This is a genomic window from Streptomyces diastaticus subsp. diastaticus, from assembly GCF_011170125.1.
Classification (GTDB): domain Bacteria; phylum Actinomycetota; class Actinomycetes; order Streptomycetales; family Streptomycetaceae; genus Streptomyces; species Streptomyces diastaticus.
In genome coordinates, this window is sequence record NZ_BLLN01000002.1 from 190,183 (window position 1) to 215,615 (window position 25,433).

Here is a 25,433-nt window from a genome sequence, read left to right on the forward strand (position 1 = left end):
CGCGTACGGGGGGTGGCTTTCCATGGGGTCTCTCTCTGTGTCCCGGGCGTCCCGGGCGGGCGGGGGGTCCTGGAGGGTGTCCCGTCGGGGGCGGGCCAGGGCGGGGCGGGGGTCGGTCAGGCGACGCGCTCGCGCGTGAGGAGGTGGCGCACGAGGGCGATCAGGGCGCGGGCGGAGGACTCGCGGTCGCGGGCGTCGCAGTAGACGACCGGGGTGTCCGGCAGCAGGTCGAGAGCCTCGCGGACCTCGTCCTCGCCGTACCTCTGCTCCGGGGTGAAGCTGTTGACGGCGATGGTGTAGTCCAGGCCGTAGCTCTCGATGAGGTCGATGACCGGGAAGGTCTCCTCCAGCCGGGCGGGGTCGACCAGGAGCAGCGCCCCGAGGGCGCCGCGCGCCGTGTCCTCCCACAACTGCATGAAGCGCTGCTGCCCCGGGGTGCCGAAGAGGTAGAGGACCAGGTCGTCGGCGAGGGTGAGCCGTCCGAAGTCCAGGGCCACCGTGGTGGTGCGCTTGTCGGGAGCGGCGCTCAGGTCGTCGAACTGCACCGACGCCTGGCTCATCTTCTCCTCGGTGCGCAGCGGCTTGATCTCCGACAGCGCGCCGATGAGCGTCGTCTTGCCGACGGCGAAGTGCCCCACCACGAGGATCTTGGCCGCGGTGGTCACCGCCTCGGAGACGTAGAGCGGTCCCTGAGCCGTCTCAGCCGATGAGGGATTGGAGTCCATTCAGAACCTTCTCAAGAGTGTCTCTCTCAACGTTCTGCGCCCGCGGCGGTTCGGCACGGCGCAGCAGGTGGCCCTGGTCGAGTAAATCGATGAGCAGCAGCCTGGCCACGCCGACCGGCAGGGCGACGTGGGCGGCCACCTCGGCCACGGACAGGTAACCCCCGCCCAGCAGGTCCCAGATGGCCTTCACCTCCGGGGACGCCCCCAGGGGGAGCGTCCGGTCGGGGGCGATGGTCACCAGGGTCTGGAGTGCCAGCTGGTCGCCGGCGGGCAGGGTGCGCCCGCCGGTGATGACGTAGGACCGGACGAAGTCGCTGGTGACGGAAGCTTCCTCGCCGGGCCTCGTCATACGTTCACACCGTTGTTCGAGCGTGGCGCCACGCCCATCGCTCTGCTCAGCGACGCCACCGTCTTCTGCATCCGGATCGACATGGACTCCATGTCGACGTCGACGGCCGCGGAGACCGCCAGGTAGGCGCCCTGGCCCGCGGCGATCAGGAAGATCCAGCCGCCGTCGTACTCCATCAGCGTCTGCTTCCACACGCCGCGGCCGAGGCCGACGAAGCCGGCGACGGCGCGGCTGAGGGACTGCATCGAGCTCATGGCGGCCGCGTTGGTCTCGGCCTCGCCGCGCTCGATGCCGTCCGAGCTCTGGAGGAGGAGTCCGTCACCCGAGACGAGGATGGCATGACGGGCGCCGCGCACCTCCAGCACGTCGTTCAGCACCCACGAGAGATCGGTTGTCACTGGTACTCGGGTCCTTCCGTGGTCATCGTGTCCCGGCCGATCCGCGTCCCGCGGGCGAACGCCCCGAGTCGCGACGCGGTCATCTCGCTGTCGGCGGCCGGCGTCTCCGCGGTGGTGGCGGGTTCACTCGGCGCGCCCGCGGCGGCCACCTCGGCCGCACGCCTGCGCCGCTTGGGCAGGCCGCCGGTGGTGGTGCCCACGACGTGCGAGGTGGGGGTGTCGGGTACGGCCGTCAGGTGGTGCGTCGGCTGGGGCGCGGGCACCTCGGCGCGGGCGGGGGGCTGGGCCGGCTCGGCGAAGTCCGTCGTGAGCAGTTCCTCCGGAACACGGATCACCGCGCGCACACCTCCGTAGGGGGACACCGACCCGACGGAGACGGCGAAGCCGTAGCGGGCGGCGAGCATGCCGCTGACGGCGAATCCGACCCGGGGCGGGTCCCCGAGGCTCGTGATGTCGACGGTCCCGTCGGTGGCCAGCAGCATGGCCGCGCGGTCCTTCGTCTCCTGGTCCATGCCGAGACCGGCGTCGTCCACGATGAAGCAGACGCCGCTGGGTACGGCCTGGATGTTGACCTCGACCGGGGTGCCGGGGGCGCTGTAGTTGGTGGCGTTCTCCAGCAGCTCGGCGAGGACCACCGCGACGGGCTCCACGGCCTTGCTGGTGACGGCGACGTTCACCTGCGAGTGGACGCTCACCCGGCCGAAGTCCTTGATGCGGCCCTGGGCGCTGCGGGCCACGTCGTACACGGTGGCGGTGCCGTCGCGGCGGCCGAGCCAGCCGCCGCACAGGACGGAGATGCCCTTGGCGCGGCGGGAGAACTGGCTGCCGGTGTGGTCGACGGACATCAGGTCGCCGAGGACCTCGGCGTCGTTGCCGTATTTCTTGAGCAGCCCGTCCAGGAGGAGCTGCTGCTCCTCCGCGAGGGACTGCAGGGTACCCATGGCCGACTTCAGTACGGCCTTGGTGGCGGACTCCGCGTCGGCGCGCACGTCGGCCACGTCGTGGGCGTGGCGGGCGCCCAGTTCCTGCTGACGCAGGTGCAGGCGGCCGATCTCACCGCGGGCCTCGGCGAGGCTCCTCTCCAGCTCCCCTTTCCCCCGCCGCAGGGCGAGGTTGGTTCTGCGGGCACTCAGCACTGCGAGCGCCGCAGCGACCAGAACAACAAGCAGGACCCACAACAGTGGCTCCTGGATGAATGACGTCATGAGACTCTCTTCAAGTCGCATCGCGTCGGAGCTGCGGGCGGCCGAAGGAGCCCGCGGCGAGCGCTGCGGGCTCCCTCCGCACGGAAGGCCAAGGCCGCGGGCCGCCTCATACGGACCTCACTGGGGGGACCACACCCGCTCCTCCACGATGGAGCCGTCGCGACTGCCCCCCGTAGCGCGCTATCTCACGCACCGTCAGTCTGCTGAAAGTCCGATGATCGTATCACCGGGCGAGGGGGTCCAGACGTGATCGCGGCGCTGCCGGGGGATGCTCACAGGAGCATTACAACACGCCGTGTTCGGACACCTGTTGGACATCGGCGAGGCGAGGGCCCCGGCCGCCGCGAGCGGCCCGGAGCGGGACGCCGCCCCTAACTCGTCCGCCGCGCCCGCCACAGCAGGTACACCGCCGAGGCGACGGCCGCCGTGCGGAGCAGGACCGGCCACAGGTCGGTGACGGCGTCGGCCATGCCCGCCTCGGGGACCACCTCGCCCCAGCGGCCCTCGGTGCGGCCCCACAGCCAGACGGCGCCGCCGAGCAGGGTGAGGGCCGGGATGCCGAGGGCGGCGAACTTGGCCTGCAGAGGGGTGAGGCGCTTGGTGAGGTAGGCGGTGGCCCAGCCGAACAGCAGGCAGAAGACGTTGCCGAGCACCGCCCCGGCGACGAGCAGGGCGGCGGCCAGCAGGAGCAGGGGGCTGCCGAGGCCGCCGCCCACGAGGGCGCGCGGCGAGAACCTGCGGCGCCGGGCCCCGGCGCCGGCGCCGGCCGGCTCGGCCACGGCCTCCTCGGCGGCGGCCTCCTCCTCCACCTCGCCGGCGACCCGCGCCTCGCCGCCGCCGGCGGCGGCGTCCGCCGGGGCTGGCTTGTCCCACCGCAGGCCGGGGTTGAGGAGTTCGGGGATCTCCACGCCGCCCTGGAACCCGGCGACCTGCCCGGGCAGCCGGCTCCCGAAGGTCCCGGCGCCGCCCCCTCCGCCCAGCCCCTCGGGGGTGGACTCGACGCGCCACCAGTCGGGGGAGGCGCCCGCCAGGTCGGGGCCGGAGACCCCGCGCCCGACGTCCTCCAGGCCGGGGATCCGCCGGGGTTCGGGGGGCGCCGGGTCCGCCTCGGCCGCACGCTCCCGGGCGCCGGGGAACACCTTGCGCAGGCTCGGCCTCTCCGGCTCCGGCGCCGCCTCCGGCTCGGCGGGGCGCGGCGGCGGTACGGGGGTGTGCGCGGGCGGCTCGGGCGCGGCCGGGGCACCGGCCGCACCGCCGGCCCCGGCCACCACCTCGGCCGGGCTGCCGAGTCTGCCGAGCGTCCGGCGTACCGCGGCGGGGCTGTCGCCGCCGGGCCGGGCCCTGCGCCGGTCGATGTCGCGGCGCAACTCGGTGATGAGCCTCATGCGTTCGGCCGCCGGGACGTGCCGCTGCTGCGCGAGGTCGCCGACGCGGCTCAGATAGTCGAAGACGAGCTGATCGCTCTCGATCCCCACGCTGCCCCTCACTCCGCTCGACGGCCGGCTGGTCGCTGCCGGGTCCAACGGTACGCATCACCGGGGCGTGGCGGGGCCGTTGGTGCCGGGTGGGCGGGCCTCCCCGCATCGCCCTGCCGCCTTCCTCGCCCCTTCCGCTCGCCGCACCGGCGCCGAGGGCGCGGGCCCGCCCGGTCGTCCGCTTCCGGGGGCGGCAGGGCGGCCGCTCAGTCGTGCACGGCCCGGGAGGCGAGCACGGCGCCGGGAGGCGGGCACGGCCCGGGAGGCGGGCACGGCCCGGGAGGCGGGCGCCGCGCCGGGAGGCGGGCACGATGCCGGGAGGCGGGCACGGCCCGGGAGACGGGCGCCGCGCCGGCAGACGGGCACGATGCCGGGCGGCGGGCACACCCCCGGGAGGCGGGCACGGTCCGGCAGACCGGGCACGAGGGGCGTGACGCGTCGCGAGCCGCGCCTTCCTCGGCCGCGTGGAGAAGGCGCCGCCGGCCACGGACCGGCCCCGGCCCGAGCCGGTCCGGCTCTCCTGTCCGGGCGTCCCCCGCCCTGCTGACGCTCGCGGCCCCGCTCCCTCACCGGGTCGTCCGCTGCCGACCCGGTGACGGTTCGTGCCGGTCGGCGCGGGGAGTGGGTGCGGGCCGCTACCGTGGGCTGGATGAGCGCTGAGCAGCAGCACAGGGACGGTCAGGCGGCGGACCCGGGACCGAGGTCGCTGGCGCAGGCTCTGCGCGAGCGCGACGACGCCTCACTGGCGGCCCTGCTCCGGGCCCGCCCCGATCTGCTCCATCCGGTGCCGGCCGACGTGACGCAGCTGGCGACCCGGGCGGGGACGCGGGCCTCGGTGCTGCGGGCACTGGAGCACCTGGACCGGTTCTCGCTCCAGGCGGCCGAGGCGCTGGCGGTCGCGCCTGACCCGGCCTCGTACGAGGAGCTGCTCGGCCTGCTCGCCGGGGACGACGGTGACGAGGAGGTGGCCGGGGCGCTGCCGGCCGCGGTGGCACTGCTGCGGGACCGGGCCCTGGTGTGGGGCGGCGCGGACCGGCTGCGGCTGGTGCGGACCGCCCGGGAGCTGCTGGCGCCGTCGGCCTCGCACTCCTCGCCGACCGGGCTCGGCCCGTCGGTGGCGGAGGCGACCTCGGGCATGTCGCCGGGCCGGATCCAGACGATCCTGGCGGCGGCCGGACTGCCCGGCACCCACGACGCGGTGTCGGCGGTGGCCGCCCTCAGCGCCCTCTTCGCCGACCGCGAGCGCGTCGCCGAGCTGCTGGACCAGGCTCCCGAGGCTTCCCGGGAGGTGCTGGGGCGGCTGGTGTGGGGCCCTCCGTACGGCCAGGTGACGGCCGAGCCGGCGGCCCATCTGCGCTGGCTGCTGGACCGGGGGCTGCTGCTGCCGACCACGCCGGGAACGGTCGTCCTGCCGCGCGAGGCGGCGCTGTCGCTGCGCGGGGGCCGCGCCCACCGCGTACCGGAGCCGACGCGGCCGCGGGTGGCCGTGGCGGCCGAGCGGAAGCCGCGGGTGGTGGACGCGGCGGCGGGCGGGCAGGCGCTGGCGGCACTGGCCACCGTCGAGGAGCTGCTGCGGTCCTGGGACGAGGGCGGGCCCGCCGTGCTGCGCGCGGGCGGGCTGAGCATCCGCGACCTGAAGCGGACGGCGGGCACCCTGGAGGTCCCTGAGCCGGTCGCCGCGTTCTGGGTGGAGCTGGCGTACGGGGCCGGGCTGATCGCCGCCGACGGCGGGTACCTGGAGGAGCGCCACGACCGGGCCCGGGACGACGAGGCCGACGGCGCCGACGACGAGGGGGGCCGCGAGGCCCGTCCCCGCCGCCGGACCGGCGAGGCCGAGCACTACGCCCCCACCCCGGAGTACGACGCCTGGCGTGACCTGCCGCCCGCCGAGCGCTGGGCCTGGCTGGCCGAGGCGTGGCTGCCCGGTACCCGCACTCCCGGCCTGATCGGCGGCCGTGACGGCCGTGACCGCACCCTGTCCGCGCTCGGCCCCGGCCTGGACCGCTCCCCCGCGCCCGAGGTGCGACGCAGGGTGCTGGAGCTGATGGCGGAGCTGGAGCCGGGCGAGGCGCCCGACCCGGCGTCGCTCCTCCAACGGCTTCGCTGGGAGCGCCCGTTGCGCTCGGCGGGGACGCGCCGGGAGCCTCCCGCGCCGCCGCGTACCGGCGCGCGCCCCGCGTACGGCGGCGGGGTCGAGGCCAACAACCCGGAGGCCCTGCGGACCAGGCTCACCGAGTGGGCGCTGCTGGAGGCCGAGATGCTGGGGGTGTCCGGGCGCGGCGCCCTGACCACCCACGGCCGGGCGCTGCTCGGCGCGGCGGGCAGGTCCGAGGGGGCCGGCGCGGGCACCGCGGCCGCCGGGTCCGGGGCCGAGCCCCCGCGGGCGGCTGTCGTGGCCGCCCTGCTCGCCCCGCTCCTGCCCGAGCCGCTGGACCACGTGCTGCTCCAGGCCGACCTGACCGCCGTCGCCCCCGGCCCGCTGGTCCGGCCGCTCGCCGAGGCGCTGGCGGTCCTGGCCGACGTGGAGTCGACGGGCGGGGCGACGGTCTACCGGTTCACTCCGGGCTCGGTGCGCCGCGCCCTGGACGCCGGGCGGAGCGCCACCGAGCTGCACACCTTCCTCGCCCAGCACTCCCGCACCCCGGTGCCGCAGCCGCTGACGTACCTGATCGACGACGTGGCGCGCCGCCACGGTCTGCTGCGGGTCGGCGCCGCCTCCTCGTACGTCCGCTGTGACGACGAGGCGGTCCTGGACGAGATCCTCGCCGACCGGCGGGCCGCCGCCCTGCGGCCGCGCCGCCTGGCGCCCACGGTCGTCGCCGCCCGGACCGACCCGCGCACCCTCATCGAGGGGCTGCGGGCGATGGGGTTCGCCCCGGCCGCCGAGTCCGCCGAGGGCGACGTGCTGGTCGCCCGCGCGCACGCCCACCGCACGCCCCCGCGCACACCTCCGGCGCCGGTCCCCGACGGCCCGCCGGCCCCGGACGCCACCCTGCTGACCGCCGCGGTACGGGCGGTGCGCGCGGGCGACCGGGCGGCGACGACCCCGCGCAAGGACGCCTCGGGCGCCGAGGCACCGGGCGGCCTGCCGCGTACGTCGGCGGCGGAGACCCTCGCCACCGTCCAGGCGGCCGCGATGACCGGCGACTCCCTGTGGATCGGCCACGTCAACGCCGAGGGCGCCGCCTCGCAGCGCCTGCTGGCGCCGCTGCGCGTGGAGGGCGGCTACGTCACCGGCTACGACCACACCGCCGACGAGGTCCGCACCTACGCCCTGCACCGCATCACCGGCGTCGCGGAACTCGCGGAGGAGGCGGGCGGCGCCGACCAGGCCCGCTGAGCCGCCCGTGCCGGAGCGGGGCGGCCGACGCGGCGGCACGCGGCGCGGTGCGCACGTGAGGCGGGAGCCGCCCCCGTCGCGAGGTGCGGCGCCCCCAGGAACCCGCTCGGCCGCCGCTTGAGCGGGGCCGGGTACCGTGTCGCCGCCCTCCGTCCGGGAGACCCGATGCGGCGCCGTCCCCGCCCCTCTCCCCGGCCGGTCCGGCCGGGGAGAGCCCGAGCGGGACGCGGTGCTCCGGCGCCGGAGACGGGCCGGCGGCGTACCGGGGGCGGCGTGTACCACGCACCCCGGACGTGACCCGTCCGACACCGCCACGCCCCCGCGACGCCCCGCCATGCGCGACCATGGAGGACTGGCCCGGTGCGTCCCGGTGGGGGCCGCCGGGACGGAACGGGTGCGGACGGGCGTAAGACGGAGGAGTTCGGGTGTCCTGTTTGATCGTGCAGAGTGACAAGACGCTGCTGCTGGAGGTGGACCACGAGCAGGCGGACGCCTGCCGGCGCGCCATCGCGCCGTTCGCCGAGCTGGAGCGCGCGCCGGAGCACATCCACACCTACCGGCTGACGCCGCTCGGCCTGTGGAACGCGCGGGCCGCCGGGCACGACGCCGAGCAGGTCGTGGACGCACTGGTGGAGTACTCGCGGTACCCGGTGCCGCACGCCCTGCTGGTCGACATCGCGGAGACGATGGACCGGTACGGCCGCCTCACCCTCACCAAGCACCCCGCGCACGGTCTGGTCCTCACCTCCACCGACCGCCCGGTGCTGGAGGAGATCCTCCGCTCGAAGAAGATCCAGCCGCTGGTCGGCGCCCGGATCGACCCGGACACCGTCGCGGTGCACCCCTCGGAGCGCGGGCAGATCAAGCAGGCGCTGCTGAAGCTGGGCTGGCCCGCCGAGGACCTGGCCGGTTACGTGGACGGCGAGGCGCACGCCATCGACCTGGCCGAGGACGGGTGGGCGCTGCGCCCCTACCAGAAGCAGGCCGTCGAGGGGTTCTGGCACGGCGGGTCCGGGGTCGTCGTGCTGCCGTGCGGCGCGGGCAAGACGCTGGTCGGCGCGGGCGCCATGGCGCAGGCCAAGGCCACCACGCTGATCCTGGTCACCAACACCGTCTCCGCCCGCCAGTGGAAGAGCGAACTGATCAAGCGGACCTCGCTGACCGAGGACGAGATCGGCGAGTACAGCGGGACGAGGAAGGAGATCCGCCCGGTCACCATCGCGACGTACCAGGTGCTGACGACGAAGCGGAAGGGGATCTACCCCCACCTGGAGCTGTTCGACTCCCGGGACTGGGGCCTGGTCGTCTACGACGAGGTGCACCTGCTGCCCGCGCCGGTCTTCAAGTTCACCGCCGACCTCCAGGCCCGCCGCCGCCTCGGCCTGACCGCGACCCTGGTCCGCGAGGACGGCCGCGAGTCCGACGTCTTCTCGCTGATCGGCCCGAAGCGGTTCGACGCGCCGTGGAAGGAGATCGAGGCGCAGGGCTACATCGCCCCCGCCGACTGCGTCGAGGTCCGCGTCAACCTCACCGAGAGCGAACGCCTCGCCTACGCCACCGCCGAGTCCGACGAGAAGTACCGCTTCTGCGCGACCACCGCGTCCAAGCAGAAGGTCACCGAGGCCCTGGTCCGCAAGCACCAGGGCGAGCAGACCCTCGTCATCGGCCAGTACATCGACCAGCTCGACGAACTGGGCGAGCACCTCGACGCGCCCGTGATCAAGGGCGACACCTCCAACGCCCAGCGCGAGAAGCTGTTCGACGCCTTCCGCACCGGCGAACTGTCGGTCCTGGTCGTCTCGAAGGTCGCCAACTTCTCCATCGACCTGCCGGAGGCCACCGTCGCCATCCAGGTCTCCGGCACCTTCGGCTCCCGCCAGGAGGAGGCCCAGCGCCTGGGCCGCCTGCTGCGTCCGAAGGCCGACGGCCACGAGGCCCGCTTCTACTCGGTCGTCGCCCGCGACACCGTCGACCAGGACTTCGCCGCCCACCGCCAGCGCTTCCTGGCCGAACAGGGCTACGCGTACCGGATCGTCGACGCGGACGAGCTGCTGGCGGGGTGAGCGGCCGCGCGGCCGGCGGGCGGGAGCGACCGCAGGCCGCGTGGCCTGCGTTCCGGTGGCGCCGCAGGAGGGTCAGCGGCCGTCGCCTGCCGGCGGAGCCGGCGCGGCCGAGTCCCCGTCCGGGTTCGGCCGCCCGCCCGGATGCGTGGCCGTCGGGGAGCACCGCCACGACCCGGTCCTTCCGTGTGCGGGACCTCCGCCGGGCCGGGCCGGGCCGGCGGAGGTCCCGGGTGGCCCGCCCGGGGGCCCTGCTCCGCTGCGGCTCCGTCTCCGCAGGTCAGAGGGTGGGTCGACCCACAAATGCGTCATCTCCCGCCGGAATGTGGCGGCGGCTGGGCATCCCGTCGCAATCTCTCCCCAGGTCGTCCGGTCGCGGTCGGCCTGGTCAGACGAGAGGAAGAGTGGAAGAGCATGCGTACCACCAAGAGATCCGTCGTCAGCGTGATCGCCGTGGCCGGGATCATCGCCTCCGGCTTCACCGCGGGCACCGCGGTTGCCGCCTCCCCGCAGCACGGCCCCGCAGCCGCCGGCACCCAGGACGTCGCCCCGCTCGCGGTCGTCAACCTCGGCCTGAGCACCGCCCAGGCCAAGAGGGTCCAGCTCTACCTGCGCGACTTCTACGGCTACAAGGGCGCCATCGACGGCCAGCTCGGCACCGCGAGCTGGAAGGCGATGCAGCGCAACCTCCGCAACTTCGGCTACACCGGCGCGATCGACGGAGTCGTCGGCGGCGGCACCGTGAAGGCCCTCCAGCGCCTCCTGCGCAGCTACGGCTACGACGGCGCCCAGGACGGCGTCGTCGGCCCCCAGACCATCGCCGCCTTCAAGACGTACGCCAACACGCGCTGACCTCGCGGCGCGAGAGGGGGGAACGATCGCGGGCACCGGAGCCGGGGCTCACCCGGCCGCTCCGGTGCCCGCGCCGGCCCTGGAGCACCGACCCGGTTCCGGTACGGGGCACCCGTCGAGGGCGTCCTCGCTCTCCCGAGTGCGCCCGTGCCGCGCGCACAGCCGCCGATTCCGGCTGACGGCGAGGACGTCGAGGCGGACCGGGACGCCGTCGAGGCCCCGGCGCTCCGGCACGCCACGCGGGCCGGTGGCCCGGCGGGCCACCCGCTCAGTCCAGGCAGAACTCGTTCCCCTCCACGTCCCGCATGTTCTGGCAGGACTCGTTCTCCTCGTCGGCGAGCAGCAGCGTGCCGCGGACCGCGCCGAGCGCTTCGAGGCGTGCGCATTCGGCCTCCAGTGCGGCCAGGCGCTCCTCGCCCACCAGCCCGGTTCCGGCGCGGATGTCGAGGTGGACGCGGTTCTTGGCGACCTTGCCCTCGGGGACGCGCTGGAAGTAGAGCCGCGGGCCCACGCCCGTGGGGTCGCCGCAGGCGGACCAGGTGTCCCGCTCCTCGGCCGGCCGCGACGCGTCGTACGCCTCCCACGTGGCGAAACCCTCCGGCGGGTCCGGGAGGACGTACCCCAGCGCCTCGCTCCAGAAGCGGGCGACGCGTCGCGGGCTCGCGCAGTCGAACGTGATCTGGACCTGCTTGACCGATGCCATGCGGTCACCCTAGAGGGCCTCGTCAGGGCGCCCGCAACCGAATTCCCGGCGGTCGCGGCCCGGTTGCCGGCCCGCCCGGCCCGGGGCACCGGATCCGGTCAGCCGCCGTTCGCCGTGGTGTGGGGCGACCCGGACGCGGGCAAGCAACGCCGGGCCCTCGTGCGGCCCCCAGACGACGGCCGGTCCCGGCGGCAGCCCTGTGCCGGCCCTGACGACAGCCGGGAGCAGGCCATGGGACGTGATCTTCCCCAGCGCGACTTCACCGACGAGGACAGGGAACGGTTCGGGGCGCGGCTGCGGGCCTCGCTCGGCCTCCTCGACGGGCTCCTCACCTCGCCCGGGTTCGGCACCGGGGAGCCGACGCTCGGCGCGGAGCTGGAGATGTTCCTCGTGACGCGCGACGGCGTGCCCGTCCCCCGGAACGAGGAGGTCCGCCGCGTCGCCGCCGACCCCCGCCTCGTCCTGGAGGTCAACCGCTACAACCTGGAGGCCAACCTCACCCCCGTCCCCTTACGCCCCCGCCCCTTCACCGCCCTGCACGAAGAGGCCGAAGCCCTGCTGGAGACGGTCCGCCGGGCGGGCGTCCCGTTCGGCGCCGAGCCGTACTGCGCGGGCCTGCTGCCGACCCTGCGCCCGGGTGACCTGACCCGGCGCAACATGTCGCCGCGCGGCCGCTACGCGGTGATCGACGACGCCCTCGGGCGGGCCGGGCGCGGGCTGCGGGTCAGCGGGGAGCAGCGGTTGCGGATGCGCTCCGACACCTTCTGCGCGCAGGGCGCCGCCAGCTCCTGGCAGGTCCACCTGACCGTACGGCCCGAGGAGTTCACCCGCGTCCACAACGCCGCCCAGCTCATGATCGCCCCCGTCCTCGCCGTCGCCGCCAACTCGCCGCTGCTGCTGGGCAGACGGGCCTGGGACGAGTCCCGCATCCCCTGGTACGAGCAGGCCTTCGGCCAGCACCGGCGCCGCGTCGCCGCCGCCGACCGGCGCTCCGGCTTCGGCCACGGGTGGCTGCGCGGGGGCGTGCGGGAGCTGGTCGAGGAGGCGGTACGCCGGTACACGCCGCTGGTCCCGCTCTGCTCGGACGGCGACTGGGACCGGCCGCTGCGACCGGGCGGCCCGCCCGCCCTGGACGAGCTGCGCCTGCACCTGGGCACGCTGTGGTGGTGGAACCGCCCGGTGTACGACCCGGCCGGCGACGGTCACCTGCGCATCGAGCTGCGGGCCCTGCCCTCCGGGCCGACCCCCGCCGACATGGTCGCCAACACCGCCCTGCTGACCGGCCTCGTCCTCGACCGCGCCGCCCGCGAGCCCGGCGGCGAACTCCCCTTCGCCCTCGCCCGGGAGAACTTCTACACCGCCGCCCGCGACGGCATGGCCGCCCGCCTCTGGTGGCCCGCGGGCAAGGCCGCCCCCATCCGCCTCGCCGCCCGCGACCTCGTCCGCGCCCTGCTGCCCCGCGCGGCCGCCGGACTGGCCGGCGCCGGGGTCTCCGAGGACGAGGTGCAGCGGTGGCTGGGGGTGGTGGAGGGGCGCGTACTGACCGGGCGCTCCGGCGCCCACTGGCAGCGGCGGACCCACCGGGCGCTCGGCTCGGACGACCGGGCGACGGTACGCCGGTATCTGGAGCTGAGTTCGACGGGGGCGCCGGTGCACAGTTGGCCCGCGCCGCAGCCGAGGGCGCGGGGGAAGGCTGAGAGGGCCGGCCGGACGGGGAGTCCGCGGTAGACGCGTCCGCGCGCCTCGCACGAGTCGCGGGCGCCCGCGCACCGGACCGGGTCCGGGCCGGTGACCAGCGCCTTCGGGGCCGGCCCTAGGCGTGGAACGTGGTGGTTGCCTCCAAGGCCGCGCGACCGGACGCCACTCGGTTCACCGGCGCGCTCTCGTCGGCGTAGCCGAAGGAGACACCCACGAGCAGCTTCCCTTCGTCCACACCGAGTTGGCCGCGGACGGTGTCGGCGTGGAAGCTGAGGAGGCCCTGCGGGCAGCTGGCCACGCCGTAGCCGGTCATGGCCAGCAGCAGCGTCTGCAGGTAGGCGCCGGCGTCGGCGGCCAGTCGTGGCCCGCCGTCGCCGGTGACGAACAGGAACGCGGCGTGGGGCGCCCCGTAGAAGCCCAGGCTCTCCGCGTCGTAGGCCGCGCGGGCCGGGTGGTCGTCGGGTCCGATGCCCAGTGCTCCGTACAGGCCGGCGCCGAAGGCCGCCCGCCGTTCCTGGTGGACGGGGGCGTACATGCTTTCGGAGTAGGGGTAGTCGGCCGTGACGCGCCGCTCGGCGTGGGCCGTTCGCAGGGCGTCGGCCAGGCGGTCTCGCCGGGCGCCGCTCACCACCTCGACCCGCCACGGCTGCGCGTTGGAGTTGGACGGCGCGGCGCCGGCCAGGGAGAAGATCCCGCGCAGAGTCTCCTCGGGTACCGGGTCGGGCCGGAACGCGCGGATCGCGCGGCGCCCGCGGATCAGCTGCTCGGTGTACTCCGGCGTTCGCGCCCCGCCCGTCCGCGTCCCGCCGGCGGGCGCCTCGCTCGTGCGCGTCGGGGTGAAGACCGGTCCGTTCATGGCACTCTCCTCAGATCACTGAAGTAAACGGAGACGTTTACCTGGAGACGCACTATAACCAGCCTCCCCCTCCGAAGTAAACGAGAACGTATACTCACGCCATGACCACGACGGCGACGGCGACTCGACGGCAGGGCCGCGGAGGGCGGGAGCGCATCCTGGCCGCCGCGGCCGGGCTGTTCGCGGCCCAGGGGATCAACGCGACCGGCATGGAGCAGATCGCGGAGCGGGCGCCGGTCTCCAAGCGGACCCTCTACGCGCACTTCAGGACCAAGGACGAGCTGGTCCTCGCCCACCTCGAGGACCTCTCCTCGACGGGGCGCACCCTGGAAGGTGCCCTGGCGCGCGAGGACATTCCCGCCAGGGAGCGCGTCCTCGCCCTGTTCGACCCGCCTCCGGCCGGTACGGATCCCGTGCGCGGATGCCCGTTCATCGACGCCGCCGTGGAGTTCCCCGACCCGCAGGACGCGGTCCACGCCTACGCCCGCGAACAGAAACTGCTGATGGTGCGGCTGGTGACCGGCCTGGTGACGGAACTGGGCTGCCGCGAGCCCGCCCTCCTCGCCGAGCAACTCGTGACCCTCGCGGACGGTGCCGCCAGCCGCGCCATGGTGCTGGGCGAGCCGGCCTACGGCCGGCACGCGCGGGCAGCCGCGGAGATCCTCCTGGAGAACGCGCTGACGGGCACGGTCTGACGGGCGCCGCCGGGTCGCTGGTACTCCTGGCGCCCGGGATCCCGTCGCTCGACCGAGGCGGGGAGGGGACCCGCGCAACAGGCCCTGGAGGGCCGGCCGGCCCGGGCCGGGAGCGGCGCCCCGACCCCTAACCCGCCCGGTCCCCCACGGGCTCCCCGGCGCCGCCGCCCACACCCCGGCCGCCCTGCCGGGGTACGCGCGGCCCGCTGTCGCCGTACCGCCGCCACCCGTACGCCGCCCAGGTGGCGGCCGCGAGCAGGCCGAGGCCCAGGACGGGGTAGGGCGCGCCCAACGGCTGCTGCCACCACGGGAAATGGAGGTCCAGGTCGCCCTGGTGCGGCAGGATCCAGTGCGGGCGGGCGAGGAACAGCACGGTGAGGGCGGCGGCGAGCAGACGGTTCCCGCGCGTCAGCAGGACGACGAGGAGCGGCACGCACCACACCCAGTGGTGCGACCAGCTGATCGGCGAGACGAGCAGCCCGGTCACCGCCGTCACCAGGACCGGCCACGGCCCCCCGCCACCGAGCCGGCGGGCCAGCCACAGCCCGGCGAGGCCGACGAAGGCGGTCGGCACGGCCCAGGCCGGGCCCGGGTGTTCGGTGTGCAGCGCGCGGGCGATCAGGCCCTGCAGGGACTGGTTGTCGACGATCCAGGCGAGGCCGACGCGGCCCGTCTCGTAGAGGCGGCGGGTGAAGAAGTCGACGGTGGCCGACGGCAGGACCAGCGCGCCCAGCAGCACCGTGCCGGAGAACGAGGCCAGCGCGGTCAGGCCCTCGCGGACCCGCCCGGTGAGCAGCAGGTGGACGATGAAGATGCCCGGGGTCAGCTTCACGCCGGTGGCGACGCCGAGGGCGAACCCCTTGCCGAGGGCTCCGGCCGGGCGGGTCAGGTCCCACACGACGAGGCAGACGATCGCCAGGTTGATCTGGCCGAACAACAGCGTCTGGAAGACCGGCTCCAGCCAGATCCCCACCGCCACCGCGAGCAGCAGGAACGGGGCGCGGGTGGGGCGTGCGGCGAGGCGGCAGGAGAGGTGGACCAGGAGGGCGAGCAGCGCGGTGTTGCCGAGGATGAAGCAGACCTTCAGCGCGGGTATCGGCAGCCAGGTCGTCGGCACGAAGAGGATCGCCGCGAACGGCGGGTAGGTCGCGGGCAGTTCCCACTCGGTGACGGTGAAGCCATAGAGGTCGCTGCCGTTGACGACGGCCCGGCCCTCGGCGCGGTAGACGAGGGTGTCCGCCATCGCGATGTGCTGGATCAGGCACAGGGCGACGAACGCGGTGAACGAGAGCGCCAGCACACCGGCCGCCAGTCGTACACCGGGTGACCTTTTGATCACTGCCAGGTGTGTCACCCGCGCGACATTAGTGGATCGTCGCGCCCCGGCAAGCGGGCCCGCACGGTTCCGGCCGGGCCGGTGACCGGTCGTCCTCCAGGGCCTCGGGCGCGGGCTCGGCCGGGGGCGCCGGTCGCGGGGAGGGACGCGGCGAGCGGGCGCACGGACCGCCCGCGCGGGGCCGCCGGGCAATCCATTGGCCCCCGCCCCCTCCTCCCGCCTACAATCTGCCGCCTTGCCCGCCTCCCCTTCGGGGGAGCGCCGTCGGCCGGACGGAAACCGGCCGGCGCGTCGTGAAGTGACCGCCCGTCGTGGCGGACCGACCCTCACACACCCGGTACGCCCCGCCGCGCACCCGCCCCCGACCTCGTCCGGGCCCGGTGCGCCCCGCCCGCGTGCCCGCACGATGTCCGTACGAAGACCGCACCACGGAGGCAAGCGCCCGTGCTCACGCCGCACGACACCCCCGAGACCGCTCCCGGCACCCCGCACTCCGCCGGCGTCCCGTCCGACGGCGACCCGCTCGCCCGCGAACGCGCCCATCTGGCCGCCTCCCGGGCCTCGCTGCGGGCCATGCGCGAGGACGTCGAATCGCTCGACCTCACCGACGTCACGGCGAACTGGGTCAACGCCGCCGTCCTGAACGCCCGGATCGAGGAGCGGATCGACTCCCTCGCCGACCTCGCGCACACCCCGCTCTTCTTCGGCCGCCTCGACTACGTCCGCCAGGTCGCCGCCGACGAGGCGAGCGGTACCGCCGAGGGCCCGTACCGCGCCGAACGCTTCTACATCGGCCGCCGCCACGTCCACGACCCGGCCGGCGACCCCATGGTCATCGACTGGCGCGCCCCCGTCTCCCAGCCCTTCTACCAGGCGTCCCGCACCAACCCGCTGGACGTCGCGCTGCGCCGCCGCTTCGGCTGCACCGGCGGCGACATCACCGCGTACGAGGACGAGGACCTGACCGCCGGGGGCGACGGCGGGGAGCGCACCAGCCGCCTGCTCCAGCAGGAGATCGAACGCCCGCGTGTCGGCCCGATGCGCGACATCGTCGCCACCATCCAGCCCGAGCAGGACGAGATCGTCCGCGCCGGCCTCTCCGGCACCGTCTGCGTCCAGGGCGGCCCCGGCACCGGCAAGACCGCCGTCGGCCTGCACCGCGTCGCCTACCTGCTGTACGCGCACCGCGAGCGGCTGGCCCGCACCGGCACCCTCGTCATCGGGCCGAACGACTCCTTCCTCCGCTACATCGAGCAGGTGCTCCCCGCCCTCGGCGAGCTGACCGTGCGGCAGGCCACCGTCGAGACCCTCGTCGCCCACGTGCCGGTGACCGCCACCGACCCGGCGCCGACCGCGGTCGTCAAGGGCGACGCCCGCATGGCCGAGGTGCTGCGCCGCGCCCTGCGCTCCCACGTGGGCCGTCCCACCGAACCCCTCGTCGTGGTGCGCGGCTCGCGCCGCTGGCGCGTACCCGCCGACGAGATCACCGTGATGATCGAGGAACTCCTCGCCCGCGACATCCGCTACGGCGCCGCCCGCGAGGCCCTCCCCCAGCGCATCGCGCACGCCGTGCTGCTCCGCATGGAACAGGCCGGGGAGGCCCCCGACGACCGCGTCCAGAACGCCGTGGCCCGCGACCGCGCCGTGAAAGCCCTGGTCAAGGAGGTGTGGCCGCCCGTCGACCCGGCCAAGCTGGTCGTGCGCCTCCTCGGCGACGCCGACTTCCTCCGCGCCCACTCCGCGGACCTGCTCACCGAGGAGGAACGCACCGCCCTGCTCTGGCCCAAGCCCTACCGCGGCGTGAAGTCGGCCCGCTGGTCCCCCGCCGACGCCGTCCTCATCGACGAGGCCCGCGACCTGGTCGAACGCACCCCGTCGCTGGGCCACGTCGTCCTGGACGAGGCCCAGGACCTCTCCCCCATGCAGTACCGCGCCGTCGGCCGCCGCTGCTCCACCGGCTCCGCCACCGTCCTCGGCGACCTCGCCCAGGGCACCACCGCCTGGGCCACCCCCGCCTGGCCGGAAGCCCTCCGCCACCTCGGCAAACCCGAGGCCCACGTGGAAGAACTGACCGCCGGCTTCCGCGTCCCCCGCGAGGTCATCGCCTACGCCTCCCGGCTGCTCCCCGCCATCGCCCCCGGCCTGAGGGAGGTCCGCTCGGTCCGCGAGTCGCCGGGGTCGCTGCGCCTGGTGCGGACGGAGCCGGGTGCCCTGCTGCCGGGTCTGGTGGAGGCGTGCCACGACGCGCTCACCCACGAGGGCTCGACGGGGCTGCTCGTCCCCGACCCCCTGGTGGAGGCCACCCGCGAGGCCCTGGTGGGGGCCGGCCTGGCGCCGCTGGCACCGGGCGACGAGACACGGGCGGACGCCCGGCTGACCCTGGTCCCGGCTTCACTCGCCAAGGGTCTGGAGTACGACTACGTGGTGTTGGGCGAGCCAGGGGGTGTGGTGGAGGCGGAGCCGACCCGGGGAGCGGGGTTGCGGCGGTTGTACGTGGCACTCACGCGCGCCGTGTCCGGGCTGACCGTGGTGCATGAGGGAGAACTGCCGCGGGAACTGGGGCGGTGACGACGCCGGACTGAAGGACCCCCGTCGCGAGCCACCACGGCCGGGCCACGCCCCTCGGGCGCGGGGACGGGGCCCTGCCCCGGTCGTCATGCCGGCCCGGTCGTCGAGGAGGACGGGGGTGGCGCGGTGGCGCGGTGGCGGGCTCGTCGGGCCGGAGGAGGGCTACCGTCCTGGAGTGGTGGCCGCACGAGGGAGGACGGGCCGGATGCGGTCGGTCCCTCCGGCGCCACCAGGTGCCCGGCCGAGCCCGGTGAAACCAGCGGCCTCGGTCATGGCGTCCCTGTACGGAGCCCCCCCTCACGCCCTGATCGAGAGGAACCACCCTGTGCGCCCCAGCACCTCCCGTCCCTCCCGCCGCACCCTGCTGACCGCCACAGCGGGCGCCGCCCTCGCCGCCGCCACACTCGTCCCCGGTACCGCGCACGCCTCCTCCGCAGGGCGCGGCCACGGTGCCGCCTCCGACGCCGTCCGGCGGCTCGCCGGCCTGGAGCGGGCCAGCGGGGCGCGGCTCGGCGTGTACGCGTACGACAGCGGGAGCGGGCGGACGGTCGCGTACCGGGCGGACGAGCTGTTCCCGATGTGTTCGGTGTTCAAGACGCTGTCGTCGGCCGCCGTCCTGCGCGACCTCGACCGGGACGGGGAGTTCCTGTCCCGCCGGATCTTCTACACGGCGAAGGACGTCGAGCGGGCCGGCGGAGCCCCCGAGACGGGCAAGGAGGAGAACCTGGCCAACGGCATGACCGTCGAGGAGTTGTGCGAGGTCTCGATCACCGCCTCCGACAACTGCGCCGCCAACCTCGTCCTGCGCGAGCTGGGCGGGCCCACCGCCGTCACCCGGTTCGCCCGCTCGCTCGGCGACCGCGTCACCCGGCTCGACCGGTGGGAGCCGGAGCTGAACTCGGCCGAGCCCGGCCGCGTCACCGACACCACCTCGCCGCGCGCCATCACCGGAACTTATGGCCGTCTCGTCCTCGGCGACGCCCTGAACCCGCGCGACCGCCGCCTGCTGACCGGCTGGCTCCTCGCCAACACCACGAGCGGCGGCCGCTTCCGCGCGGGCCTGCCGAAGGAGTGGACCCTCGGCGACAAGACGGGCGCCGGCCGCCACGGCACCAACAACGACGCGGGCGTCACCTGGCCCCCCGGCCGCTCCCCGATCGTCCTGACCGTCCTCACCACCCAGCCCGAGGAGGACGCCGTCCGCGACGACGGCCTCGTGGCGGACGCGGCCCGGGTGCTGGCGGAGACGCTGGGGTAGCCGAGCACGGCGGTCACCTCACGGGTGGCCGCCTCCGCGGGGACGCGGCCAAGCCGTCCGGGGCCGCACCGTCCGGCCCGCGGCTTCGCCTCTTCGCGCCGGCCTCACTCTCCGAGCTCCCCCCGCCACTCGCCCACCGCCGAAGCCGCCACCGGCCCCGCCCATCCCTGCGGCCGTGCCGCCCCGCCGATGTGGAAGGCGGTGATCCCGGCGCCGAGGAGCCGGGGGACGTGGCTGAGGTGGAGGCCGCCGCCGACCATGAGGACGGGCTCGTACCCCGGTTCGGCGGAGTGGGTGCGGGCGGCCTCGGTGAGGAGGGTGGGGAGGCCGTCGGTGACGCCGTCGGGGGAACCGGCGGTGAGGTAGGTGTCGAGGCCGGGCAGGTCGACGAGGTGCTTGCGGAGGGATTCGCGGGAGGCGGCCCGGTCGATGGCGCGGTGGAAGGTCCAGCGGGCCGGGGCCGGGGCGGCCGTGTCGTGGAGCACGGCGAGGAGGGCGTCGAGGGCCCGCAGGTCGGGGCCGCCGGTCTCGTCGAGGAAGCCGAAGACGAACTCGTCGGCGCCCGCGTCGCGCAGGGCACGGGCGGTGTCGGTGAGGGCGAGCAGATCGGCGGGGGTACCGGCGGAGAAGCCGTCGGAGGCGCGGAGCATCACCCGGACGGGCAGCGGGACGGCGGCCCTGACCTCGCGGAAGGTGGCGAGGGAGGGGGTGAGGCCGTCGGCGGCCATGTCGGTGACGAGTTCCAGCCGGTCGGCTCCGCCTTCGGCCGCCGCGACGGCGTCCCGCGCATCGAGGGCGATCACCTCCAGGAGGGCGCGCTTGCTCATGGGTGACCCCTATTCCGACCGCCGGTTCCGGCGACCACCGATGCCTGTGCCGATGACGGACCACAAGATGACGAACAAGTTGACGTACGACCGACTTGAGCAGCGGAGCCACTCAAGTATGAACAATGCGGACGTCGCCTACCACCGGGTGCCGCAAGCGGCGCGATAGGTCTAGTCCAATGCACCACCCTACGCGCCGCCACGCCGCCACGGCAGACGGACTCCGGAACAGAGACCGCGCCGGGGCACGCCTCGCCCCGCCGCCGCGCCCGCGGGGCGGCCACAATGGAGCCATGGCCTCCGTACCCGCCGGGACCACCCCGGCCGCCGATCCCCGCTCCGCCCTGGTCGCCCGCTGGGTGGCCACCGTCGACGCCGTACGCGGGCCGGACGGGGCGGGGCCGCCTCCCGAGCCGTACGCCGGGAACCTGCTCGCCCGGTGGAGCGAGCCGCAGCGCGCGTACCACACGGTGGGGCACCTGGCGGCGGTGCTCGACCGGATCGACCTGCTCGCCGGGCACTCCTACGCCGAGGACATCGAGCTGGTCCGCCTCGCCGGCTGGTTCCACGACGCCGTCTACCTGCCCGAGCGGGACAACAACGAGGAGCGCAGCGCCCGCCTCGCCGAGCGCGCCCTGCGCGAACTCGGCCTCGCCGACCGCCAGGTCGCCGAGGTGGTCCGCCTCGTCCGCCTCACCGTCGGCCACGACCCGGCCGACGCCGACGGCAACGGCGCCGTCCTGTGCGACGCCGACCTCGGGGTGCTGGCCGGCAGTCCCGAGGAGTACGCCGCGTACGCCTCGGCGGTGCGTTCCGAGTACGGCTTCGTCGAGGGCGAGACCTTCCGGGCGGTCCGCGCCGAGCTGCTCCTCCAGATGCTGGAGCGCCCCGCCCTGTTCCGCACCGAGTACGGCCACCGGCACTGGGAGGAGCAGGCCCGTCAGAACCTGCGGACGGAACTGGACCTGCTGGTGATGTGAGAGGCCGGGCGGGCCAGGGGTCTTCGCACCCGGAACGGCGCCCCCGGCGCCCGGCACGCGCTCTCACCGCGGGCACCGCGGGCACCGCGGGCACCGCGCAGGAGGAGAGCCTCCCTGGCGTGTCGTGCACACCCGGGTGATCCACCGGCCACCGCCGACGCGGGCGATGGCACCGCGTGTGGTCTCGCCCTGTGTGTCGCCGCTCCCACCGTGGTGTCTGCCGGTTCTGGGGTTGTGGGCGTCGGCGCCGCAGCCGTCGACGAAACTCGTCAGAACCTCGCAGTCACCGCGGACGCGGCCCTTCAGCGCCGCCGCCCTCGCCTCGGCCCGGGAGTCGGGACGTGCCCGGTCACCACGCACCTGCCGGCCGGGCGCGCCGGGCCCCGGACCACTCTCCTCCCTCCCCGTCTGCCGTTCAGGCCCGGGCTGCGGAGGCCCCTGTCCGCAGCGGCCGAGAGCCGCGGGTCGTCCGTGTCGCCGGTCCGGGGGCGCGTGAGCCGGGGAATGCCGTTCCCCTGAAGGCCGTTGCCCCCACGTGTCCGATTCAGCTGAGCAGCATCGCGAGCCCGACCCCGCCTCCCTCGACCCCGCCGGCGCCGCCTCGGACGCCGCGCCGCGGCCGGCCGCCGCCCCGGAGAAGGCCGCGCGCCCCTCCCGCGAGCCCATGCCTCTGGCCGTCTACGTCCTCGGCCTCGCCGTCTTCGCCCTCGGCACCAGCGAGTTCATGCTGTCGGGGCTGCTGCCTCCGATAGCACGCGACATGGACGTCACCATTCCGCAGGCGGGGCTGCTGATATCGGCGTTCGCCGTCGGCATGGTGGTGGGGGCGCCGCTGCTGGCGGTGGCGACGCTCCGGCTGCCTCGGCGGCTGACGCTGGTCGCGCTCATCACCGTCTTCGGCCTCGGCCAGGTCGCGGGCGCCCTCGCACCCTCGTACGCCGTGCTGTTCGCCTCCCGGGTGGTGAGCGCGCTGGCCTGCGCCGGGTTCTGGGCGGTCGGCGCGGCCGTGGCCATCGCGATGGTGCCGGTCACCTCGCGGGCGCGGGCGATGGCCGTGATGATCGGCGGGCTCTCCGTCGCCAACGTCCTCGGGGTGCCGATGGGCGCCTTCCTCGGCGACCAGCTCGGCTGGCGTTCCGCCTTCTGGGCGGTGGCGGCGGCCTCGGCGGTGGCTCTGGTCGGAGTCGTGGCGCGGGTTCCGCATCTTCCGCGTCCGGCCGAGAAGCCGGTGCTGCGCGAGGAGTTGGCGATCTACGCCGACCGGCAGGTCTGGCTGGCGATCATCGCCACGGCCTTCGCGGCGGGCGGCGTCTTCTGCGCCTTCAGCTACATGGCGCCGCTGCTCACCGATGTGGCGGGGCTGGCGGAGTCGTCGGTGCCCTGGGTGCTGGCGCTCTTCGGCGCGGGCGCGCTGGTGGGCACGGCGATCGGCGGGCGGGTGGCCGACGCGCACCTGTTCGGCGTGCTGCTGAGCGGGATGGCGGCCTCCGCCGTCTTCCTCACCGCGCTGGCCCTGCTGGCCTCCACGGCCGCCTTCGCCGTCACCCTCTCCTTCCTGCTGGGCCTCTCCGCCTTCTACACCGCCCCGGCGCTCAACGCCCGCATGTTCAACGTCGCGGGCGCCGCCCCCACGCTGGCCGGTGCCACCACCACGGCCGCCTTCAACCTCGGCAACACCGGCGGCCCCTGGCTCGGCGGCACCGTCATCGACGCGGGTCTCGGCTACCCGTCGACGGCCTGGGCCGGCGCGGCCATGCTGCTGGTCGGCATCGCCTCGGTCGCGCTCGCGCTGCGGCTCGGCAAGGGCGGCGGCCGGGGCCGCGGGCGCAGCCGGGTCGCGGCCCGCTCGCGCCGCCGGTCCGCGCCCGACCAGCAGGCCGCGCCGGTGCCGGGCACCGCGTGAAACCGCTGCAGGGCGCGGGTGCGGCGCCTACGCTCGGTCCATGCTGGAGATGGGCGCGGATCAGGTGGACGAGGCGGTCGCGGAGTGCGCGGAGCTGCTGCGGTCGGTCGCGGACCGCGACTGGGCGGTGCCGGCGGGCTCCCTGGAGTGGTCGGTGCGGTGCACCGTCGAGCACGTCGCGGACGATCTCATCGCCTACGCGGGGCAGTTGACCGGCCGTGCCACCTCCGGGTACGTCGGCTACGGCATCACCCTCGACGAGGGGCTGAGCAACGAGGACGCGGTGGGCGTCGTCACCGCGACCGGCGGCCTGCTCTCGGCGGTGGTCCGTACCACCCCGCCGGGGGTGCGCGGCTGGCACTCGTTCGCCTACGGGGCCGGGGACCGGACGGGCTTCGCGGGGATGGGCGTCGCCGAGGTGCTGCTGCACACCTACGACATCGCGCGCGGGCTCGGGGTGGACCACTGGCTGCCGCCGTCCCGGCTCAGCCGGTCGTTGCTGGCCCATCTCTTCCCGCACGTCCAGCCGGGCCCCGACCCGGCCCGTACCCTGCTGTGGGCGACCGGCCGCGGCGACCTCCCGGCACGGCCCCGGGTCACCGCCTGGCACTGGCACAACGCGATCGTCCTCCCCGTCGAGGACGGCGCGGACGTGCTGGAGCTGCGCGAGCTCTCCCCGGCCGCCGCGATGGACCTGGCCGTCGGCGGCGCGGCCGGCCACACCTGGCTCGGCGGCGACCCCGACGAGGGCAGCCGCGCGGCGGGGGCGATGGTGGCGCGGGCCTACGCCCGCGGCACGCACCGGCCCGCCTGGGGCACCTTCGTGGTCGTCCGCCGCCACGACGAGCGGGCGCTCGGCACGGTCGGGTTCCACGGGCCGCCGGACGGGACGGGCAGCGCCGAGGTCGGCTACGGCCTCCAGGAGCGGGCGCGCGGCCACGGCCACGCCACCGCCGCCCTGCGCGCCCTCGCCGTGTGGGGCCTGGGCCAGCCCGGCTCCCCCACCCTGCGGGCCCGCGTCGACCCCGGCAACCAGGCTTCCCAAGGCGTCCTGCGCCGCGCCGGTTTCCTCCTGGCCGACCCTCCGGTCCTCCAGGACCTGGGCGAGGGTGTGGACCTGCGGTACGAACGGCGGGGCTGATGACACCGATGGCTCCGGGCCGGGCCGCGCGCGCTGAGTACCACTACTCGTGCGCGCGTCCCTCCGGCACGCCAAGGTACTGGTCATGAAACCGAGTTCACCGCAGTCCGGCGGCGTTCCGGCCCGGCCCGCCGGCCATGCGCCGCTGGGCCCGCTCGCCCAGTTCGGAGTGGCGCTCGGGCTGGTCGTGCTGGAGACGGCGTCGGCGGCGGCCGTGCTGCTGTTCTGGTTCGGCGCCGCCCTCCACCTCGACACCGGGACGCCCGCCCCCGAGGTCTCCCCCACCCCCTACCTGCTCGCCCTCGCCGCGATCGGACTCTGCGCGGGCGCGGCGGCGTTCGCCTCGGGCCGCCGCCGGGAGTGGGGCGTGGCCGTCACACAGGGGCTCATGGCCGCCTCGCTGATCGGCGCCGCCCTCGTCGGCGCCACCCTGGAGGCCCGCGGGGCCGCCCGTGACCAACCGCCACCGGCGGCGCCGGGCGTGGCCGGCTGCCGCAGCGGGGACGACAGCCGGGAGTGCGCGCACCTGGGCGGGTGAGCAGGGCTCCGGCCGGCGCCCTGGCCCCGGCCCCTCCCCGGCCCCTCCCCGTCTCCCGCCGGGAGGCGCCGATGCGCCGCGCCGCGACCCGGCCCCCCGCCGGGCGCAGAGGGAAGCCTGCCAGGGGCGCCGGGCACTGTCCTTGCCCCCGAGTCCCGCCCCTTCTCGGCCTGGGGACGCGGTGCCTCGTCGCCTCCCCGCCTCACCACCGCCCGCACCGGGAGCGGCACCGCCCGGGCCGGGCGGCTACCGGGCGCCGCCCCAGCGCTTGCGCCGCCGCAGCCCCGCCCGGGTCAGCAGCACCACCACCTCGCGGCTGGAGACCTCGGCGGCCCCGGCCCGCACCGCCTCGTCGTACCGGTGGGCGGGCAGATCGTAGTGGTCCCGTTCGAAGGCGCGCGGCGGCACCCCGAGCCGGGCCGCGAAGGCGTGCAGCTCCTCGTAGGAGACGTCGCTGACCAGGTGCGACCAGAGGCGGCCGTGGCCGGGCCAGGCCGGCGGGTCGATGTAGATCACGGGCGCCGCG

21 protein-coding genes are annotated in these 25,433 nt (G+C 75.5%); 11 read left to right on the forward strand and 10 right to left on the reverse strand.

What is annotated here, in order from left to right; all coding sequences use genetic code 11:
* Positions 1-116: 116 nt before the first annotated feature.
* From Sdia_RS02610 to Sdia_RS02630, 5 genes are all read right to left on the reverse strand, one after another.
* Positions 117-725 (reverse strand): GTP-binding protein, encoded by a 609-nt coding sequence (locus Sdia_RS02610; RefSeq protein ID WP_100456241.1) that lies wholly within the window; start codon positions 723-725, stop codon positions 117-119.
* Positions 700-1,074, reverse strand: a complete 375-nt coding sequence (locus tag Sdia_RS02615) for a DUF742 domain-containing protein (RefSeq protein WP_100456242.1) — start codon at positions 1,072-1,074, stop codon at positions 700-702. Before Sdia_RS02615 ends, Sdia_RS02610 begins: the two co-directional genes overlap by 26 nt.
* Positions 1,071-1,472 carry a roadblock/LC7 domain-containing protein gene (locus Sdia_RS02620; RefSeq protein ID WP_100456243.1) on the reverse strand — a complete coding sequence of 134 codons (402 nt, stop codon included), beginning with the start codon at positions 1,470-1,472 and terminating at the stop codon, positions 1,071-1,073. Before Sdia_RS02620 ends, Sdia_RS02615 begins: the two co-directional genes overlap by 4 nt.
* Positions 1,469-2,677 carry an ATP-binding protein gene (locus Sdia_RS02625; protein WP_181843936.1) on the reverse strand — a complete coding sequence of 403 codons (1,209 nt, stop codon included), beginning with the start codon at positions 2,675-2,677 and terminating at the stop codon, positions 1,469-1,471. The genes Sdia_RS02620 and Sdia_RS02625 overlap by 4 nt, the downstream gene beginning before the upstream one ends.
* A 371-nt stretch (positions 2,678-3,048) precedes the next feature.
* The gene (locus tag Sdia_RS02630; RefSeq protein WP_115067768.1) at positions 3,049-4,152 is read right to left on the reverse strand and encodes a hypothetical protein; all 1,104 of its coding nucleotides are present in this window, start codon (positions 4,150-4,152) and stop codon (positions 3,049-3,051) included.
* Positions 4,153-4,801: 649 nt separating this feature from the next.
* Between Sdia_RS02630 and Sdia_RS02635 the strand changes: the two genes are divergently transcribed.
* The 3 genes from Sdia_RS02635 to Sdia_RS02645 all read left to right on the forward strand — a co-directional run bounded on the left by Sdia_RS02635 (position 4,802) and on the right by Sdia_RS02645 (position 10,404).
* Entirely contained in the window at positions 4,802-7,492 is a 2,691-nt protein-coding gene (locus Sdia_RS02635) for a helicase-associated domain-containing protein (protein ID WP_189500123.1), read from the forward strand.
* A 425-nt stretch (positions 7,493-7,917) separates the two neighbouring features.
* The gene (locus tag Sdia_RS02640; protein ID WP_124287556.1) at positions 7,918-9,555 is read left to right on the forward strand and encodes a DNA repair helicase XPB; all 1,638 of its coding nucleotides are present in this window, start codon (positions 7,918-7,920) and stop codon (positions 9,553-9,555) included.
* A 411-nt stretch (positions 9,556-9,966) separates the two neighbouring features.
* Positions 9,967-10,404 carry a peptidoglycan-binding protein gene (locus tag Sdia_RS02645; protein ID WP_100456247.1) on the forward strand — a complete coding sequence of 146 codons (438 nt, stop codon included), beginning with the start codon at positions 9,967-9,969 and terminating at the stop codon, positions 10,402-10,404.
* A 268-nt stretch (positions 10,405-10,672) separates the two neighbouring features.
* Here the strand turns inward: Sdia_RS02645 and Sdia_RS02650 are convergent, their stop codons facing one another.
* Entirely contained in the window at positions 10,673-11,107 is a 435-nt protein-coding gene (locus tag Sdia_RS02650) for a VOC family protein (protein WP_100456249.1), read from the reverse strand.
* A 231-nt stretch (positions 11,108-11,338) separates the two neighbouring features.
* On the opposite strand from Sdia_RS02650, the gene Sdia_RS02655 reads away from it, so the two are divergent.
* Positions 11,339-12,835: a glutamate-cysteine ligase family protein gene (locus tag Sdia_RS02655; RefSeq protein ID WP_100456250.1), complete on the forward strand. Its 1,497-nt coding sequence runs from the start codon at positions 11,339-11,341 to the stop codon at positions 12,833-12,835.
* Positions 12,836-12,920: 85 nt separating this feature from the next.
* On the opposite strand, the gene Sdia_RS02660 is transcribed toward Sdia_RS02655, so the two are convergent.
* Complete coding sequence (locus Sdia_RS02660) at positions 12,921-13,661, reverse strand: nitroreductase (RefSeq protein WP_100456251.1); 741 nt, start codon at positions 13,659-13,661, stop codon at positions 12,921-12,923.
* A 101-nt stretch (positions 13,662-13,762) separates the two neighbouring features.
* On the opposite strand from Sdia_RS02660, the gene Sdia_RS02665 reads away from it, so the two are divergent.
* The gene (locus Sdia_RS02665; protein ID WP_115067765.1) at positions 13,763-14,356 is read left to right on the forward strand and encodes a TetR/AcrR family transcriptional regulator; all 594 of its coding nucleotides are present in this window, start codon (positions 13,763-13,765) and stop codon (positions 14,354-14,356) included.
* A 127-nt stretch (positions 14,357-14,483) separates the two neighbouring features.
* On the opposite strand, the gene Sdia_RS02670 is transcribed toward Sdia_RS02665, so the two are convergent.
* The gene (locus tag Sdia_RS02670; protein WP_185393772.1) at positions 14,484-15,656 is read right to left on the reverse strand and encodes a glycosyltransferase 87 family protein; all 1,173 of its coding nucleotides are present in this window, start codon (positions 15,654-15,656) and stop codon (positions 14,484-14,486) included.
* 480 nt (positions 15,657-16,136) lie between these two features.
* Here Sdia_RS02670 and Sdia_RS02675 point away from each other — a divergent pair, with 480 nt between their 5' ends.
* Together Sdia_RS02675 and bla are read left to right on the forward strand one after the other, a co-directional pair.
* A complete protein-coding gene (locus tag Sdia_RS02675; RefSeq protein ID WP_100456254.1) occupies positions 16,137-18,260 on the forward strand; it encodes a HelD family protein in 2,124 nt (707 codons plus the stop codon).
* A 325-nt stretch (positions 18,261-18,585) separates the two neighbouring features.
* The gene (gene bla, locus Sdia_RS02680; protein ID WP_100456255.1) at positions 18,586-19,518 is read left to right on the forward strand and encodes a class A beta-lactamase; all 933 of its coding nucleotides are present in this window, start codon (positions 18,586-18,588) and stop codon (positions 19,516-19,518) included.
* A 104-nt stretch (positions 19,519-19,622) separates the two neighbouring features.
* Here the strand turns inward: bla and Sdia_RS02685 are convergent, their stop codons facing one another.
* Complete coding sequence (locus Sdia_RS02685) at positions 19,623-20,345, reverse strand: copper homeostasis protein CutC (RefSeq protein ID WP_185393288.1); 723 nt, start codon at positions 20,343-20,345, stop codon at positions 19,623-19,625.
* Positions 20,346-20,638: 293 nt separating this feature from the next.
* Here Sdia_RS02685 and Sdia_RS02690 point away from each other — a divergent pair, with 293 nt between their 5' ends.
* From Sdia_RS02690 to Sdia_RS02705, 4 genes are all read left to right on the forward strand, one after another.
* Positions 20,639-21,325 carry an HD domain-containing protein gene (locus Sdia_RS02690; RefSeq protein ID WP_100456257.1) on the forward strand — a complete coding sequence of 229 codons (687 nt, stop codon included), beginning with the start codon at positions 20,639-20,641 and terminating at the stop codon, positions 21,323-21,325.
* A gap of 664 nt (positions 21,326-21,989) precedes the next feature.
* On the forward strand, positions 21,990-23,228 hold the full coding sequence (locus Sdia_RS02695) for a Cmx/CmrA family chloramphenicol efflux MFS transporter (protein ID WP_115068209.1): 1,239 nt from the start codon (positions 21,990-21,992) through the stop codon (positions 23,226-23,228).
* A gap of 40 nt (positions 23,229-23,268) precedes the next feature.
* Positions 23,269-24,369 carry a GNAT family N-acetyltransferase gene (locus tag Sdia_RS02700; protein ID WP_100456258.1) on the forward strand — a complete coding sequence of 367 codons (1,101 nt, stop codon included), beginning with the start codon at positions 23,269-23,271 and terminating at the stop codon, positions 24,367-24,369.
* An 85-nt stretch (positions 24,370-24,454) separates the two neighbouring features.
* Entirely contained in the window at positions 24,455-24,907 is a 453-nt protein-coding gene (locus Sdia_RS02705) for a DUF6234 family protein (RefSeq protein ID WP_185393287.1), read from the forward strand.
* Between the two features lie 246 nt (positions 24,908-25,153).
* Here Sdia_RS02705 and Sdia_RS02710 read toward each other — a convergent pair whose 3' ends face one another.
* Positions 25,154-25,423, reverse strand: coding sequence for a DUF4031 domain-containing protein (locus Sdia_RS02710; RefSeq protein WP_100456259.1), 270 nt, complete (start codon positions 25,421-25,423; stop codon positions 25,154-25,156).
* Between the last annotated feature and the right edge of the window lie 10 nt (positions 25,424-25,433).